Consider the following 15,555-nt stretch of genomic DNA (forward strand, 5'->3'; position numbering starts at 1 on the left):
TCGGGGCCTAGATGGAGCGGCTGGCGGCAGCGTCAACCGCAAGCGGCGTCCCGGACAGCAAGGACGAAGGGCGCGTTGCCGTCGGCATCGGCGCCACGTCCGATTGCCCGCACCGCCGCAACCAGCCGGCCGCTGCGGCCGAGCAGCGCGTCACCGATTTGGATCAGCCGGGCATTCGGTGTCGCGAAAGGCGAGGCGGCCCGCAGCCGGCGGGCAAGCGTTTCGTCGCTTTGATCGGGTGCCAGCGACAGCGCGGCGATGAGGGCTGCGGCCGGCGATCGCGACACACCCATCCAGCAATGGATGAGCAGCGGCGTCTCCTGCCGCCACGAGGCGGCAAAGTCGATAATCCCGCGCACATGCGTCTCATCAGGCGCTACGAGATTGCCGGTGCCCTTGAAGACGATGTCGTTCACAGCAAGCGTCAGATGACGTTCGGCCGCGATCACGCCCGGCCGGTGAAAGGCCTGCTCCTTGGCGATCAGGCTGATCATGTCGCGCGCCTTGTGGCGCACCGCCATCTCCGCGATGCGCGACAGCGGCGAGACGACGATGAAGGTCACGATACCATCTCCCGCTCGACCTCGATCGCGGCGAAGCGCTCGCAGAACAACCGCTGTGCTTCGATGGCCGGCAAGGGCTCGATCATCAGCATGTCCTTGCTGATGCCGCGCGGCTGGCCGAAGAATTTCTGTGCCTCGGCAGGTGTGAAACCGGCAAGCACGGTCGCTTCGAAATAGGCGGCGATCGTATCGGCCTTTTTGATTCGGTCCTTGAGGTCGCGCGAGGGATGCGGCGGCAGGCCGAAGCGCAGGTGCACGGCGGCCTCCAGCCGCTTTTCCACCGTCTTGTAGCCGCCGCCGACCACCGATTTGAACGGCGAGATCATGTCGCCGATCACATATTCGGGCGCATCGTGCAGCAGCGCCATCAGGCACTCCTGCGGCCGCGCGTCGTTGAAGCGACGGAAGATATCCTCGACGACGAGACTGTGCTGGGCCACCGAGAAAGCATGATCTCCGGAGGTCTGGCCGTTCCAGCGGGCCACACGCGCAAGCCCATGAGCGATGTCGATCAGTTCGACATCGAGCGGCGAGGGGTCGAGCAGGTCGAGCCTGCGCCCGGACAGCATGCGCTGCCAGGCACGCGGAGCTTTCGGTGTTGTCACGCGCTGGCCTCGTCGGCGCTGGCGGGAAAGACGAGACCGGACCATGCCGGCAGGACGAGGGACACAGGCGTGTCGCCGGCGAGCAGCGGCGTGCCTGCCGCCATCGCCGCGCCGGCGCGGTCGATGCGCACGATCGCAAGTCCATTGCCGCCTTCGACCGAACCGAGTGTTCCCACAGGCTTGCCGGCGGCGGTGATCTCCGTCCCGGTCCCTGGCAGGGCCGTTGCGGCGGACACTGTCACGACGCGCCGGCGCGCGGTGCCGCGATGCTGCATGCGCGAGACGACCTCCTGGCCGACATAGCAGCCTTTCCTGAAGGAGAGGCCACCGTTGAAATCCATCAGCACGTCATGCGGGAAGGCGTCCTGCAGGGCAAAGTCAGATCCTGATGTGACGATGCCGTGGCTGATGCGCAGCGCGTCGTAGAGCACTTCTGCACCATCGCCGTGTCTTCCTGCCCGACGGGTGAGCGTGACGCCCGCCTTGGCGAAGCGACTGTCTCGGGCACCCTGGCTCTCCCGGACGCCCTCGGCACCCTCGTCCCAGGAAACGGTAACGCCCTCTTCGGTGCTTGGCGAAAGTGTGACGGCGGCGCGCAGCTTGTACATCGTCAGCCGCTTCAACAGGCCGTCGCGCTGGCCGGCATCGGTTTCGATCATGTAGCCGTCGCCGTCCTGCCAGATCATGAAGTCGAACAGGATCTTGCCTTGCGGCGTCAAGAGTGCCCCGGGCCGCGCCTCATCAGGCCCAAGCGCGGTGATATCGGTGGTGATCAGGTTCTGCAGGAAGGATTGGGCTTCCGCGCCGCTGACGAAGAGCAATGAGCGGTCTTTCAGGAATACGGCTGGCATGGCGGAACCTGTCGCGTTGGTCATCGCTCAGAGGTATGTCTTCATGAGGTGGATCGCAAGCGCCATGCGAACGTGAAAAGCGCAGCCAAGACGGGCATCAATCGCCCGCTGTGAAGAATTTCCATTTACCCTGAGGCGTAATGCCGAGGCGGTAGAAATTATATCCGCCGAATTCCTGCATGTCGGAGAGATCGCCGGCAGTGACGATGCGCAGCAGTTCAACACGCTCCGGCGGCGTCAGCGTCTTCAGGTCCTTCTCGGCAAAATAGGGCCAGACATACATGTCGTCTGCTGTGCCCTGGCCGACATGTACGAAGCCGGTCGAGACGATGTCGAGCATGATGGCAAGGATCTCGTCACCGTCAGGATCGCCCGATAGATCCTTCAGCGTGCCGATCGGATCGTCGGTCGGTTCGCCCACAGTCACCTGCGTCTGGTCGGCACCAGTGCCCATCAGCGGCCGCAGCCGCTCGAGATCGCCGGAGGCGGCCGCCTCGACGATCTGCTCGCGCATCTTGCGAACCGGTTCTGGCACCTTGCTGATGTCGTAGATCACCTCGGCAGGCTTGGAATTGTCCTGAGCGCCCGGCGTCTTGTCGACACCCTGATTGTTCTGGCCGTTGACCAGCGGATCGGCCATGGGAACGCCGGGAGTGGTCTGCGGCTGGCTCTGTCCCTGAGCGCTTCCCTGTGCGGGTGGCGTCTCGTTGGCCGCTTGGCCGGGGATCTTGTGCAGTTCGGAAAGCGCGTAGGCTGCCGGCGCAAGGAAAACATTGCCGGCGGCGAGGCTGAACGCAAGCAGCACCGGCGCGAGGGAAATTCGCGAAACTTTCTTTTTACCGGTGTGCATCAAACTCTCTGATAACAATTATTGCAGGGTGCGGTTCGCGGAGAAATCGCCGGCAAGCATGCGCTCACGCAGCGAATCCAGCAGGGCTTCGGCGCTCTTTTCCCCATGCAATCTGATCGTCTCGCGCAGCGCATGTGCAATGGCGGCATCAGCGATGATTTCAGGCTCGATCCCGTCGGCCATGCCGTCGGCCCAAGCCTCGTTCTGGTACTCCAGAGCTGCCTGCATCTTTTCGTGGACGATCATGTCGTCGATGTCGTTGAGGCTTGCTTCCATTGTCTTTTCCTCAGAACTTCTCATGTCTTACTGCACCGTTAACAACACTAACAGCCTTTTCCCAAAACGACACGTCCGCTTGCGAAAACAGGTTAATTAAACGTCAATTTCCAAAGCGCGAGGTAATTTCTGTGGCAAGTGTTGCACCTTCGTTACGGTAGCGCTCTTCTGCCACGATGGCCGCCGGGGTGCAATCCGTATAGACCGAGGCGAAGGCGCGATAGCCGCGATTGAAGGCTGCTGTCAGCTTCTCCTTGCGCTGCGGCTCGTTGCCGGTCTCCGAATCAAGCAGCTGCTGCATGCTGTTTCGCCACTCGTCGCCGCCAGGCGCCTTGCAGAGCGTTCTCAGATAATGCACCGAACCCAGCACCTCGGCGAACCGCGCCAGCTTGTCGTCATAGGGCACGATCACAGCAGGTGGGGGCGCAATTTCCTCCTGCTGCGGAGGCGGCGTATTCTTGCCCTGCGCCATCGTGGGGCCGGCGAGCACGAGCAGGGACAGGAAAACGCGTCGAACGGGAATCATGCACCCAGTTGATACGTTGAGCATGACGGCAACAAGGCGTGCTTCAAAGTTTCCACGTCTATTCGCCGCCCGCCAGCCGTTCCGCGCATTCGAGCACGCTCTGCGGCACGGGCAGCCGCCGGATTTCCTCCACCGTGTACCAGCCGAGGGCGGCCGCATCGTCGGCGGCTTCCGCCACTGCGTCTTCATCCGCATCGACCCGAAAGACCGATAGCAGGAAATGGCTGTTGACGCTGCCGTCGGCCGCATGCGTCTTCAGGTCGTAGGTCGAAAACAGCCGCGGATTCCGTGCCGAAATGCCGGTCTCTTCATGGAGTTCGCGCAATGCCGTTTGCTCCGGCGTTTCGCCAGGCTCGGCCCGCCCGCCGGGAAAGGCATACATGTCGGCGGAAGGCGGATTGCGTCGCAACACCAGAAGGAATCGTCCATCACGTTCGAGAATGGCGGCTGAGCCGGGTTTAGCGGTGGAGGTCATCGGGACTGCTCTTGCTGTGATGGCTCATCTTATCGAATGAATAGTGCCACGAGGATTCGAAAGGTGCTTCCGTGACCTACATCATTTTTGCGTTTGCTGCCCTCTTCGAGATCGCCGGCTGCTTTGCCTTCTGGGCATGGCTGAAACTCGAAAAACCCGTCTGGTGGCTGGCGCCGGGCATGGTCTCCCTGGCGCTTTTCGCCTGGCTTCTGACGTTGGTGCCGAGCGAGGCCGCCGGCCGCGCCTTCGCAGCCTATGGCGGCATCTACATCCTCGCTTCGCTGCACTGGCTGTGGCTGGTCGAAGCCCGCGTGCCTGATCGTTACGATATCGGCGGTGCGCTGATCTGCCTTGCCGGCGCCAGCCTCATCCTCTTCGCGCCGAGAGGCTGAGGCGTCTTGACGGAGCACCGGCCGGGTGCAAAGACAAGCCGATGTGTGGACGTTTCGCCCTGACAATCTCCAGCGTCGACCTGCGCGACGTCTTCTCCGGTCTCGATTTCGACGATTTTCCGGCGCGCTACAACATCGCGCCGACGCAACCGATCCTCGTTGTCATATCAGGCGAGGGCAGGGAGCAGGGCAGCAACTTGGCCGACCGGCGCGCCGTGCTCGTGCGCTGGGGCCTGACGCCGGGTTGGGTCAAGGATCCGAAGGATTTCCCGCTGCTGATCAACGCGCGCTCCGAAACCGCGATCGGCAAGGCCTCCTTCCGCGCCGCCATGCGTCATCGCCGCGTGCTCATCCCGGCCTCCGGTTTCTATGAATGGCATCGTCCGTCGAAGGAAAGCGGCGAGAAGCCGCAGGCCTACTGGATCAGGCCGCGCCGGGGTGGGGTCATCGCCTTTGCCGGGCTGATGGAGACATGGTCCTCGGCCGACGGGTCCGAGGTCGATACCGGCGCGATCCTGACGACATCAGCCAATTCAGCCATATCAGCGATCCACGATCGCATGCCCGTCGTCATCAGACCTGAGGATTTCACGCGCTGGCTGGATTGCAAGACTCAGGAGCCGCGCGAAGTGGTCGACTTGATGCAGCCGGTTCAGGATGATTTCTTCGAGGCCGTACCGGTCTCCGACAGAGTCAACAAGGTTGCCAACATGGGCCCCGACCTGCAGGCGCCGGTCGTCGTCGAAAAGCCGCTAAAGGCGCCCGACAAGCAAAAGCCTGACGGCGGCCAACTCAGCTTCTTCTGAACACTATCCGCCATCCCTGCAGGCCGTCGGCGACCTATCGGCGCCGACGTCTCACATAAGCGACGGCGATGCATCGCTTCCTCCATCAGGTTTTTCGCGTTGTGCTTGGTCGCCAGAGCGTTGTCGGGAGATTTCCGACGATCGCCTCGTCATTCGCTTCGTCAGCGGTGCCTAACGCATGTAACCCGAAAGCACGCGTGATTCCAATTTGAAGCCTTCCGCTTCAAGCGGATTTTTTGACGCTGGTCGGCTTATGCTTCGCCATCAGCGATGCTGCGGCAACAGCCTTCAGGCCGACGGGGCGATAATTGGCGGCGAGGTCTGGCTTGGCCGCCTGCTGTTCGCCGGTACTGCTCTTCTTCGAAGTCACGATACTCTCCTTGCGTGGTTCTTCCCTGGGTATTTTATAGTTTGATGTTTCATCACGAATAGCGACAAAACGGGGGCGTCGCTTATCAGGATTTGTAAACGCGCACCATAATTCGCGAGGCTTAACTGAAGCCTACGTTGGTTAATACTTACTGAAGAGAGCAGTTCCAATAAAAGTCCGAAAGCGGTTTTCTGGGGAAAAGCGCAGAACAGCTTCATCCGGATAAAACGCATGCTTTTCCCGGGGATACGTCAGAACGAAGGGAGAGAAGCATTTCCGTCATTCCAAGAAATCCGGAAATGCTAGGAGATCAGATGTGCCGGCCGATATCGTCGTCGCCGATGCCCGGCTCCTCGATCGTCAGCGTCCCGTATTTCCGCCGCCATTTACGGGCGCCGAAGGGAAGCGATACGAGGTAGGCGGCCACGGTGAAGACCATCACCTCCCAGGTGTAGCTCATCAGCAGAGCCACATAGAGCACGACGCCGAGCATCATCGGCAGTACGAGGTCGCGCCGCAAGCGGTTGCCTTCCGATTTGCCCGACCAGACCGGCAGCCGGCTGATCAGCAGGAAGGCGATGAGCACGGTGTAAATCGACGAGATATAGGCGAAGGTGCGATCCGTCGCCAGCCCGAGGAAGCCGAGATAGACCGGCAGCAGCACAAGCATGGCGCCGGCCGGCGCCGGCACGCCGACGAAATATTCCGATTGCCAGCTCGCCTTGTTCTCGCGTTCGGCCATGACATTGAAGCGGGCAAGGCGAAGTCCGGCGGCGATGGCATAGATCAGCGCGGCGATCCAGCCGAGCGAGCGCGCCTGGTCGAGCGCGAAGACATAGACGACGAGGGCGGGTGCGACGCCGAAATTGACGATGTCGGCAAGCGAATCCATCTGCGCGCCGAACTTAGAAGTCGCCTTCATCAGCCGCGCTACGCGCCCGTCGATACCGTCGAGGAAGGCGGCGAGCAGCACCATGGAAACGGCGAGCTCGTAACGATTCTCGAAAGCCAGCCGGATGCCGGTCAACCCGGCGCAGATCGCCAGAATGGTGATAAGGTTCGGAAAGACGAGCCGGAGCGGGATTTCGCGCAGACGCGGGCCGCGGGCGGAATCATCCGGCCCATTGGGCTCGAAAGGCGGAAAAGGCGTTTCCATATCGCGTTCCAATCGTTCCTAAGGCAATTCCAGCAACAGTGCGTAGCGCTTCTGCACTTCCATGAAAAGCTCACCCGCTCTAACTGCGGCGGCTGATGACGGGACCCTTGGCGGAGGCGAATTCGGCGATGACGGTTTCTCCCGCAACCGCCGTCTGGCCGAGCGAGACGCGCGGCGCAGCACCGGCGGGCAGGAATACGTCGAGCCGCGAGCCGAAACGGATCAGCCCGAAGCGCTTGCCGGCATCCACCGGCTCGTTGGGGTTTGCCCAGCAGAGGATGCGCCGCGCCACGAGGCCGGCGATCTGCACGACGCCGATCTGGCCGTGGCGGGTTTCGATCACCAGCCCGTTGCGCTCATTGTCCTCGCTCGCCTTGTCGAGCTCGGCGTTGACGAAGCTGCCGGAGCGGTAGTTGATGCTGATGATGCGCCCGCGCATCGGCGCCCGGTTCACATGGCAATTGAAGACGTTCATGAAGACCGAGATGCGCAGCATCGGCTCGGAGCCGAGGTTGAGCTCGGCCGGCGGGGTCACCATCTGGATCGCCGAGACCTTGCCGTCGGCGGGAGAGATCACCAGGTCGTCGTCCTGCGGGGTCACGCGCTCCGGATCGCGGAAGAAATAGGCGCACCAGAGCGTGAAGATCATGCCGATCCAGAAGAGCGGCTTGAAGATCCATCCCAAGACCAGCGATGCGACGAAGAAGGCGGCAACGAAGGGATAACCCTCCTTGTGCACGGGGACGATCGTGTTGCGAACCGTGTTGAACAGGCTCATGGCTGCCGGTCTCCTTGCGTTTTCATTTTTGCTGGTTAGCGAAAAACCGTCTCCGGGGCAATGCTGCGGCATCGGCCCTGGTTCCCACGCCGGGTTTCTGAACAACAAAAGCCGGCCGACGTCGGTTTCCCCCTCAGCTTGCCGGAGCAAGTCGTGTTATCACGCCGAGGTCGTCGCTTTCGCGCACCTGCTTCAGATGTTCCTCCGCCTGTGTCGCCTCGCGCTGGCGGTTCCACATCGAGGCATAAAGGCCGTTCCTTTCGAGGAGGGCTGCATGTGTTCCGCGCTCGGCGATCTCGCCGCTTTTGAGCACGATGATTTCATCGGCGCTGATGACAGTCGAAAGCCGGTGGGCGATAACAAGCGTCGTGCGGTTCTTCGAAACCAGGTCGAGTGCTTCCTGGATTTCTCGTTCCGTCGTCGTGTCGAGCGCCGACGTCGCCTCGTCGAGGATCAGGATCGGCGGCGCCTTGAGGATGGTGCGGGCGATCGCCACCCGCTGCTTCTCGCCGCCCGAAAGCTTCAGCCCGCGCTCGCCAACCTTGGTTTCGAAACCCTCGGGCAGCGTTTCGATGAAATGTGCGATCTGCGCCACCTCGGCCGCTGCAAAGACCTCGCCGTCGCTGGCCGATGTGCGGCCGTAGCGGATGTTGTAGGCGACCGTGTCGTTGAAGAGCACTGTATCCTGCGGCACCATGCCGATCGCCGTACGCAGGCTCTTCTGCGTCACCTTGCGGATATCCTGGCCGTCGACGGTGATCGCGCCGCTCTGGATATCGTAGAAACGATAGAGCAGGCGCGACAGCGTCGATTTGCCCGCACCCGACGGACCGACGACGGCGACCGTCTTGCCGGCCGGCACCTCGAAGGAAATGCCCTTCAGGATCGGACGGGCCGCGTCGTAGGCGAAATGCACGTCCTTGAAGGAGATCGCGCCCTGGCCGATCCGAAGTTCGGTCGCATCGGGCGCGTCTTTGACTTCGGTCTGCACCTCAAGCAAATCGAACATCTGCTCGATATCGGTCAGCCCCTGGCGAATTTCCCGGTAGACGAAGCCGATGAAGTTGAGCGGTACGGAAAGCTGCAGCAGCATCGAATTGACGAAAACGAAATCGCCGACCGTCTGCTCGCCGCGCTGCACGGCCAGCGCCGACAGCACCAGCATGATGGTCGTGCCGATGCCGAAGATGACGCCCTGGCCGAAGTTCAGCCAGCCGAGCGAGGTCCAGACATCGGTTGCCGCCTTCTCGTAGCGTTCCATCGATTTGTCGAAGCGCTTGGCCTCCATCTCTTCATTGCCGAAATATTTGACGGTCTCGAAATTGAGGAGGGAGTCGATCGCCTTGGTATTGGCGTCGGTATCGCTATCGTTCATCGACCGGCGGATGGCGATGCGCCAGTCGGATGCACGGATCGTGAACCAGATATAGGCCCAGACGGTAAAGGCGGTAACGGCGAGATAGGAGAAGCCGTAGCCCCACCAGAAGATCACTGCCGTCAGCAGGAATTCGATGACGGTCGGGACCGAATTGAGGATCGTGAAGCGCACGATCGTCTCGATGCCCTTGGTGCCGCGCTCGATGATGCGCGACAGCCCGCCGGTCTTGCGCTCCAGATGGAAGCGCAGCGACAGCTCGTGCATGTGCACGAAGGTCCTGTAGGCGAGCTGGCGCACCGCATGTTGTCCGACGCTGGCAAAGAGCGCGTCGCGCAGCTGATTGAGGCCGAGCTGGATCAGCCGGGTGATGTTATAGGCGATGACAAGCGCGATGGCGCCGGCCAGCAGCGGCGGCACCGAGCCGGCAAGATCCATCCTGCCGTTCAGCGCATCGGTCGACCATTTGAAGAAATAGGGAACGAGCAACAGTACGAACTTGGAGATCAGCAGAAAGACCGAAGCCCAGACGACGCGCATCTTGAGGTCGGGCCGGCCGGCCGGCCACATATAGGGCCAGAGGTTGAGAAGCGTCTGCGGCAGGTTGGATTCCGAGACTGTCTTGCCGTTTGCCATGATTGTCTCCAGCCCGGAAGGGCTTGCCGCGATTGCGGCGATTCGATGCCGGCAAGAGCGCGGAACCGGGACGTGCCTGAAAGCGCTTCCCACAACCCGCAGCCGCCACCGCCAGATAGGGTGCCGGGCGGACGAATACAACAATTGCTGGGGTAAGGAAACGACGAGGCCGGGCGCTCATCCCGCCCGGCCTCGTCGTGTTGTTTTGCAGCTTAGAGATGCTGGCCGGACATGCGCTTGCGGTGCAGCTCTTCGGCATTCGGCAGTACATCCTTCGGCAGGCCGAAAATCTGGCCAGGGCGGATGCGATCGGGATTGATGATCTTGTCCTCGTTGGCGATGTAGATCGTCGTGTAGCGAACGCCGAGACCATAGGTACGGCGCGAGATCTGCCAAAGCGTGTCGCCGCGGCGAATGATGACCGCCGCGTTGTTCGCCGTCAGCGGCGCCTGTTCGATCGTCTTCGGCTGGTTGCTTCCGACCTCGTTTGCAGACGGCGTTGCCGGCGCGGGTGCGGCGGTGAGCTCGGCAATCATCCCGCCCAGCTTGACGAGTGCGGCGCCGACCGACTTCGCATCCCCAGGCAGGCCCTGCAGCAGCTTCAGCGCATTGCCGGCGACCTGCGAGGAGGAACCGGACGATTGCTTGAAGACATCTGGCGCATCAGCGGCCGGGCGGAAATCGGCGACGGAGCGCAGCGCGAATTCCGTTGCCGAGCGCGCCGCCGCAAGCTGCTCGGCGCCTGGCAGCTTGCCATCGGCAAACAGTCCCTTCAGCAGGCCGAAGGCCTTGCCGACTTCGACTTTGAGTTTGCGGAGCTCGCCTTCGTCGAGCGGCACCATCGAGGAAGCGCCGTTGGCGTCGGCGGGTGCCGATTGCGCGGCGACCCTCACCTGATCGCCGGCGGGGCGATTGAAATTCACCGACGCACGCACGATCACCTTGCCAGTGGGATCGACGACATCGACGCGGATCTTGTGGTCGCCGACCGAAAGCGCCACCACACCGTCGATGACGAAATGGCCGTCGGAGCCGGCGGTATCCTGGCCGACGAGGCTGTCGTCGGCATAACCGATGACCTTGGCATTGGAGCGCGTCGTGCCGGCAATGAAGATCTTGTTGCCTTCGATCTCGACGGCATTGACCATCACGTCGGGTGCATTCGTCTTATCCGGTGCGGCAGTGCCGGGAATGGCCGGTGCCGTATCAGCGCCGCCGGAGGGTGTGTCGGTGAGGTTCGGCGTCTGCAGCGCCAGCTCGCCGGTTGGTGCAGCCGAGCTTTCACCGGTTGCCGGCTTGTCCGCAGGCGGCGCCATCGGATTGGAGGCATCGGCAACTTCGGTTCCGGCCTTCGGCGCGGTGATGATGCGGCTCGCCGCGCCGGGTTTGGAAACCATGGCGAGCAGATTGGCGCCATTGCCATCCTTCGGCACGGAAATGGTCGCGACTTCTTCGGAAAGCGTGCTCTTGCCGTCCTTGCCCGTGAACTTGAGCACCAGCTGGTGGTCGCCGGCTGGAAGCGGATCGTCGAGAACGGCAGCAAAATCGCCACTCGCATCGACATTGGCCGTCGTCACCACCTTCTCGCCGTCGAGCACCTCGAGCTTGCCGTTCGGTTCGGCGGAACCGGCAATCACCGTCGATCCGTCGGGCTCGACGCGCAATACGTCGAAGGCGGGAAGTTTCGGGCCGGTATTTTCCGCTGCCGTATTCGCCCCAGGGGCGGTCTCCGGCGCACCGGTCAGCGCAACCTCGGCCTTGGCGATCGCGGCAAGCGCATCGGCGATGTTCTCGGGCAGCGACCGGACGATGGCGAGCGCCTTCGCGCCACCGTCCTTGGCCTTGGCGGCAAGGGTCTGGGTCGCGGGATCGAGGCCCTCGGGAATAGTGAAGCCGGCAAGTGCGGTCAGCGCGTTGACGGCCTTGGTCTTGGCGGCAGTGAAGACATCGATGGCAGGGCCTTTGCCGTCGGCAAACAGCGCCTTGAGCTCGCTGAGCGACACGCCGGCATCGGCCGAAAGGCGGCCGACCTGATCGGCGACCGCAGCCGCATCGCCCACAGCGGAGCGCGATGTCTTTGACGCCTCGTTAACCGTGTTCTTGAGCTCCGTGCTCGCCTGGTTGATGGCGTCGCCGACCTTGGTTGCATCGCCGCCGATACGCGGCATGACGACAAACACCATCAGTAGGATTGCGATTGCGAGGACTGCAAGAGCCAGCAAGCCGGCACGGTTCTTCATCATTATGTCTCCCAGAGCGGCAATTTGCCGTAATACCCAAAATTGCTAGCGATTCCCGTTGCTTTCCACAAGCATTCAAAGCAATTAGGCAAGCTAGGCACGCTGCTTTTCAGTCAATTTTCTTGACTGCATTGAAATGGAATAGTTGTTTTGCCCTCATGACCGAACAATCTGTATCGATTCGATCCATCTGCGTTTACTGCGGCTCCAGGCCGGGACGCGATCCTTCCCACATGGCGGCCGGGCGTGCTCTCGGAAGAGAGATCGCCGAATACGGCCTGCGCCTCGTCTATGGCGGGGGTACCAAAGGCATCATGGGCGCGGTTGCCAGCGGCGTGCTTTCAGGCGGCGGTCAGGTCACGGGCATCATTCCCGAATTCCTGATCGATATGGAAGCGACTCGCCACTCGCTGAGTCAGCTGAACGAACTCATTGTAACCCCTGACATGCATGCGCGCAAACACACCATGTTCGAGCGCTCCGATGCCTTCGTCGCGCTGCCCGGCGGCATCGGCACGCTGGAGGAGATCGTCGAGATCATGACCTGGGCGCAGCTCGGCCGCCACGAGAAGCCGATGGTCTTCGCCAACGTCAACGGTTTTTGGGATCCGATGATGGAACTGATGCGCCATATGACCGAAGAAGGCTTCCTGCACACCGCCCACCGGGTGCAGCCACTCGTCGTCGACGAGATCCCCGGCATCATTCCGGCGATCATGGCCCAGGCAGCCCAGCTCGCCGCCGATCGTGACGGCGAGGACGAGGTGATTTCGAAGATGTAGGGATTCAATGCATGTCGCCCAAAAGTGTCCAGCGGTTTTGGGACAAAGACATGCATAAAACAAAGACCTGAAGCGCGTCGCATGAATCCGATTCGACGTGACGCGCTTTAGCGCCTCAGCGCCCGCGGCTTCCCTTCAGCATCGACCAGCTATAGAGGAACAGCCCCGCCCAGATCAGCGGGAAGGCGATCATGCGCGCCGTGCCGAATGGCTCGTGGAAGACGAAGACGGCGATCAGGAAGATCATCGTCGGCGCGATATACTGCATGATGCCGATCGTTGAGAGTTTCAGCAGCTTGGCGCCGTTTGCATAGATCATCAGCGGCACGGCGGTGATGACGCCGCAGCCGAGCAGCAGGGTCGTGTCGGCAAGACCGGTGCGGTACAAATGGCCCTGGCCGCTGCCGAATTCCAGATAGAGAATGTAGAGGAGGGCCGGCCCGCTGAGGATCAGCACTTCCAGGAAGAAGCCCTGGTTCGGCCCGAGCGGCAGCGTCTTGCGCAACAGGGCGTAGAACCCCCAGCTGATCGCCAGTGTCAGCGCCACCCACGGGATGCCGCCGCTGTCCAGCGCGAGAATGGCGACGGCAAGCGCCGCAAGCGCGATCGCCGCGATCTGCAGCGGTTGCAGCTTTTCCTTGAGGAACACCGCGCCGAGGAAGATGCTGAACAGCGGATTGATGAAATAGCCAAGTGCTGCGTCGAGCGAATGGCCGGCGCCGATCGCCCAGACATAGGTGCCCCAGTTGACGGTGATCAGCGACGCCGTCAGCGCCGCCATCGCCAGCATGCGCGGCGAACTGAGTGCTGCGCGGATATCCTGCGTGCGCCCGAGCACGATCAGCACGATGCCCGCCAACGGCAGCGACCAGACGATACGATGGGCGATCACCTCGGCCGGCGAGATATGCGCCACCGCCTTCATGTAAATCGGCAGAAAGCCCCAGAGCAGATAGGCCGTCAGCGCGAAGGCGAACCCGCGCGGACTGTCTTCGTTCTTGGCCAACGGAACGGATGCATCGGTCGACATCGGTGTTTCCATCTTTGTTCTTCTTCTGATCCGGCCTAGCTTAAGCGCCGTGAATAGGCCAATTCATTTCGTTGAATGAAGGGTAGAGGATTTGAACCCGGAGACGAAGCGATGGACGAGAAGATATCCGACGCCCTTGGCTGGAAGACGAAGTCCGAAGGATGCGAATGGTATTCGGGCGAGGGCTGGGACCCCTCCGCCGAGCCGCGGAAAAGGTTTATTCCGCCGCGATCTTGCCCGCCAGCTGCCGGTTCTTCATCAGCTTGTAGATGACCGAATCCATCAGCGCCTGGAACGAAGCGTCGATGATGTTCTCCGAGACGCCGACCGTCCACCAGCGCACCCCGTCGCTGTCGGTGGATTCGATCAGCACGCGGGTGATCGCCTCCGTGCCGCCATTGAGGATACGCACCTTGAAATCGGCGAGCACCAGATCGTCGATCTCGTGCTGGTACTTGCCGAAATCCTTGCGCAGCGCGAGGTCGAGCGCGTTGACCGGGCCTTCGGCATCGGCAACTGACATCAGCGTCTGGCCGTCGATGGTGATCTTGACCACCGCCTCCGAGACGATCTTCACACGGCCGAGACTGTCGAAGCGGCGCTCGATCATCACGCGGAAGCCTTCGATGGTGAAGAATTCTGGGATCGTGCCGAGCGTGCGGCGGGCCAGCAGCTCGAAGCTCGCATCCGCGCCCTCATATGCATAGCCGATCGATTCACGTTCCTTGACGATCGAGATCAGCAGGTCGAGCTTCGGATCGTCCTTGGCGACCTCGATGCCGCGCCGCTTCAGCGCATTGATGAAGTTCGCCTTGCCGCCCTGGTCGGAGACCATGACCTTGCGGAAGTTACCGACGGTTTCAGGCGGCACGTGTTCATAGGTCCGCGGATCCTTGAGCAGCGCCGATGCGTGGATGCCGGCCTTGGTGGCGAAGGCTGAGGCGCCGACATAGGGCATCTGGTGATCCGGCGAGCGATTGAGCAACTCGTCGAAAGCATGCGAGAGCCGGGTGAGGTTGAGCAGCCGCTCCTCGTCGATCGCCGTTTCGAAACGGCTGTTGTAGGCGCTCTTCAGCGCCAGCGTCGGGATCAGCGTCACCAGATTGGCATTGCCGCAGCGCTCGCCGATGCCGTTCAGCGTACCCTGGATCTGCCGGACGCCGGCGTCGACGGCGGCAAGCGAATTGGCAACCGCCTGACCGGTATCGTTATGCGCATGGATGCCAAGACAGTGGCCGGGAACGCCTGAGGCGATCACCGCCTCGACGATGGCGCGCACCTCCGGCGGCTGCGTGCCGCCATTGGTGTCGCAGAGTACAACCCAGCGGGCGCCACTCTCATAGGCCGTCTTGGCGCAGGCGAGCGCATAGGCCGGATTGGCCTTGAAGCCGTCGAAGAAATGCTCGCAATCGACGATCGCCTCCTTGCCTGCGCCAACCGCCGCTTTGACGCTTTCGGCAATGCATTCGAGGTTTTCCTCGTTGGTGCAGCCGAGCGCCACCGCGACATGATAATCCCAGCTCTTGGCGACGAAACAGATGGCGTCGCTTTTGGCCTGCAGCAGCCCGGCAATGCCGGGATCGTTGGAGACCGAAACGCCGGCCCGCTTCGTCATGCCGAAGGCGACGAAGCTGGACTGGCTGGTGCGCTTCTCGCTGAAGAAGGCGGTATCCGTCGGATTGGCGCCGGGAAATCCGCCCTCGACGTAATCGAGGCCGAACTCGTCCAGCATGGCGGCGATCGCAATCTTGTCCTCGACGGAGAAATCGACGCCGGGCGTCTGCTGCCCGTCTCGGAGCGTCGTGTCGAAGAGGTAGATGCGTTCTTTCATGTCGTTTCCTCCC

The 15,555-nt window shown here is 62.1% G+C and carries 17 protein-coding genes; 3 read left to right on the forward strand and 14 right to left on the reverse strand.

Annotated elements, in window-relative coordinates:
* Positions 1–32: 32 nt before the first annotated feature.
* From AC25BC_RS06090 to AC25BC_RS06120, 7 genes are all read right to left on the reverse strand, one after another.
* On the reverse strand, positions 33–563 hold the full coding sequence (locus tag AC25BC_RS06090) for a tyrosine phosphatase family protein (protein ID WP_128439174.1): 531 nt from the start codon (positions 561–563) through the stop codon (positions 33–35).
* Entirely contained in the window at positions 560–1,168 is a 609-nt protein-coding gene (locus AC25BC_RS06095; protein WP_011651215.1) for an HD domain-containing protein, read from the reverse strand. The genes AC25BC_RS06090 and AC25BC_RS06095 overlap by 4 nt, the downstream gene beginning before the upstream one ends.
* Complete coding sequence (ygfZ, locus tag AC25BC_RS06100) at positions 1,165–2,019, reverse strand: CAF17-like 4Fe-4S cluster assembly/insertion protein YgfZ (protein WP_012756801.1); 855 nt, start codon at positions 2,017–2,019, stop codon at positions 1,165–1,167. The genes AC25BC_RS06095 and ygfZ overlap by 4 nt, the downstream gene beginning before the upstream one ends.
* A gap of 97 nt (positions 2,020–2,116) precedes the next feature.
* Positions 2,117–2,869, reverse strand: coding sequence for a hypothetical protein (locus AC25BC_RS06105; protein ID WP_012756802.1), 753 nt, complete (start codon positions 2,867–2,869; stop codon positions 2,117–2,119).
* 18 nt (positions 2,870–2,887) lie between these two features.
* Positions 2,888–3,145, reverse strand: coding sequence for a hypothetical protein (locus tag AC25BC_RS06110; RefSeq protein ID WP_012756803.1), 258 nt, complete (start codon positions 3,143–3,145; stop codon positions 2,888–2,890).
* Positions 3,146–3,248: 103 nt separating this feature from the next.
* On the reverse strand, positions 3,249–3,695 hold the full coding sequence (locus AC25BC_RS06115; RefSeq protein ID WP_171815676.1) for a TIGR02301 family protein: 447 nt from the start codon (positions 3,693–3,695) through the stop codon (positions 3,249–3,251).
* 34 nt (positions 3,696–3,729) lie between these two features.
* Positions 3,730–4,146, reverse strand: coding sequence for an NUDIX hydrolase (locus AC25BC_RS06120; RefSeq protein ID WP_012756805.1), 417 nt, complete (start codon positions 4,144–4,146; stop codon positions 3,730–3,732).
* Positions 4,147–4,217: 71 nt separating this feature from the next.
* Here AC25BC_RS06120 and AC25BC_RS06125 point away from each other — a divergent pair, with 71 nt between their 5' ends.
* Together AC25BC_RS06125 and AC25BC_RS06130 are read left to right on the forward strand one after the other, a co-directional pair.
* The gene (locus tag AC25BC_RS06125) at positions 4,218–4,538 is read left to right on the forward strand and encodes a YnfA family protein (RefSeq protein WP_012756806.1); all 321 of its coding nucleotides are present in this window, start codon (positions 4,218–4,220) and stop codon (positions 4,536–4,538) included.
* A gap of 41 nt (positions 4,539–4,579) precedes the next feature.
* On the forward strand, positions 4,580–5,344 hold the full coding sequence (locus AC25BC_RS06130; RefSeq protein ID WP_012756807.1) for an SOS response-associated peptidase: 765 nt from the start codon (positions 4,580–4,582) through the stop codon (positions 5,342–5,344).
* Between the two features lie 223 nt (positions 5,345–5,567).
* Here the strand turns inward: AC25BC_RS06130 and AC25BC_RS06135 are convergent, their stop codons facing one another.
* From AC25BC_RS06135 to AC25BC_RS06155, 5 genes are all read right to left on the reverse strand, one after another.
* Positions 5,568–5,714, reverse strand: coding sequence for a hypothetical protein (locus AC25BC_RS06135; RefSeq protein WP_003558132.1), 147 nt, complete (start codon positions 5,712–5,714; stop codon positions 5,568–5,570).
* A gap of 310 nt (positions 5,715–6,024) precedes the next feature.
* The gene (gene pssA, locus AC25BC_RS06140) at positions 6,025–6,870 is read right to left on the reverse strand and encodes a CDP-diacylglycerol--serine O-phosphatidyltransferase (protein WP_012756808.1); all 846 of its coding nucleotides are present in this window, start codon (positions 6,868–6,870) and stop codon (positions 6,025–6,027) included.
* Positions 6,871–6,949: 79 nt separating this feature from the next.
* On the reverse strand, positions 6,950–7,648 hold the full coding sequence (locus tag AC25BC_RS06145; RefSeq protein WP_128439173.1) for a phosphatidylserine decarboxylase: 699 nt from the start codon (positions 7,646–7,648) through the stop codon (positions 6,950–6,952).
* Between the two features lie 133 nt (positions 7,649–7,781).
* Positions 7,782–9,659 carry an ABCB family ABC transporter ATP-binding protein/permease gene (locus tag AC25BC_RS06150; protein ID WP_113547987.1) on the reverse strand — a complete coding sequence of 626 codons (1,878 nt, stop codon included), beginning with the start codon at positions 9,657–9,659 and terminating at the stop codon, positions 7,782–7,784.
* A gap of 212 nt (positions 9,660–9,871) precedes the next feature.
* Complete coding sequence (locus AC25BC_RS06155; protein WP_128407191.1) at positions 9,872–11,902, reverse strand: LysM peptidoglycan-binding domain-containing protein; 2,031 nt, start codon at positions 11,900–11,902, stop codon at positions 9,872–9,874.
* Between the two features lie 155 nt (positions 11,903–12,057).
* Here AC25BC_RS06155 and AC25BC_RS06160 point away from each other — a divergent pair, with 155 nt between their 5' ends.
* A complete protein-coding gene (locus tag AC25BC_RS06160; protein ID WP_128407192.1) occupies positions 12,058–12,681 on the forward strand; it encodes an LOG family protein in 624 nt (207 codons plus the stop codon).
* Between the two features lie 115 nt (positions 12,682–12,796).
* Here AC25BC_RS06160 and rarD read toward each other — a convergent pair whose 3' ends face one another.
* Positions 12,797–13,711, reverse strand: coding sequence for an EamA family transporter RarD (rarD, locus tag AC25BC_RS06165; RefSeq protein WP_003558146.1), 915 nt, complete (start codon positions 13,709–13,711; stop codon positions 12,797–12,799).
* 217 nt (positions 13,712–13,928) lie between these two features.
* Positions 13,929–15,542, reverse strand: coding sequence for a citramalate synthase (gene cimA / locus AC25BC_RS06170; protein WP_113547984.1), 1,614 nt, complete (start codon positions 15,540–15,542; stop codon positions 13,929–13,931).
* Positions 15,543–15,555: the final 13 nt, after the last annotated feature.

The organism is Rhizobium sp. WSM409, assembly GCF_057653825.1.

What these genes read in the sequence shown, in the direction of transcription:
- ygfZ (WP_012756801.1), bottom strand. Translation starts at nt 2,019, where the DNA reads ATGCCAGCCGTATTCCTGAAAGACCGCTCATTGCTCTTCGTCAGCGGC.
- AC25BC_RS06105 (WP_012756802.1), bottom strand. Translation starts at nt 2,869, where the DNA reads ATGCACACCGGTAAAAAGAAAGTTTCGCGAATTTCCCTCGCGCCGGTG.
- AC25BC_RS06110 (WP_012756803.1), bottom strand. Translation starts at nt 3,145, where the DNA reads ATGGAAGCAAGCCTCAACGACATCGACGACATGATCGTCCACGAAAAG.
- AC25BC_RS06115 (WP_171815676.1), bottom strand. Translation starts at nt 3,695, where the DNA reads ATGCTCAACGTATCAACTGGGTGCATGATTCCCGTTCGACGCGTTTTC.
- AC25BC_RS06120 (WP_012756805.1), bottom strand. Translation starts at nt 4,146, where the DNA reads ATGACCTCCACCGCTAAACCCGGCTCAGCCGCCATTCTCGAACGTGAT.
- AC25BC_RS06130 (WP_012756807.1), top strand. Translation starts at nt 4,580, where the DNA reads ATGTGTGGACGTTTCGCCCTGACAATCTCCAGCGTCGACCTGCGCGAC.
- pssA (WP_012756808.1), bottom strand. Translation starts at nt 6,870, where the DNA reads ATGGAAACGCCTTTTCCGCCTTTCGAGCCCAATGGGCCGGATGATTCC.
- AC25BC_RS06145 (WP_128439173.1), bottom strand. Translation starts at nt 7,648, where the DNA reads ATGAGCCTGTTCAACACGGTTCGCAACACGATCGTCCCCGTGCACAAG.
- AC25BC_RS06150 (WP_113547987.1), bottom strand. Translation starts at nt 9,659, where the DNA reads ATGGCAAACGGCAAGACAGTCTCGGAATCCAACCTGCCGCAGACGCTT.
- AC25BC_RS06155 (WP_128407191.1), bottom strand. Translation starts at nt 11,902, where the DNA reads ATGATGAAGAACCGTGCCGGCTTGCTGGCTCTTGCAGTCCTCGCAATC.
- AC25BC_RS06160 (WP_128407192.1), top strand. Translation starts at nt 12,058, where the DNA reads ATGACCGAACAATCTGTATCGATTCGATCCATCTGCGTTTACTGCGGC.
- rarD (WP_003558146.1), bottom strand. Translation starts at nt 13,711, where the DNA reads ATGTCGACCGATGCATCCGTTCCGTTGGCCAAGAACGAAGACAGTCCG.
- cimA (WP_113547984.1), bottom strand. Translation starts at nt 15,542, where the DNA reads ATGAAAGAACGCATCTACCTCTTCGACACGACGCTCCGAGACGGGCAG.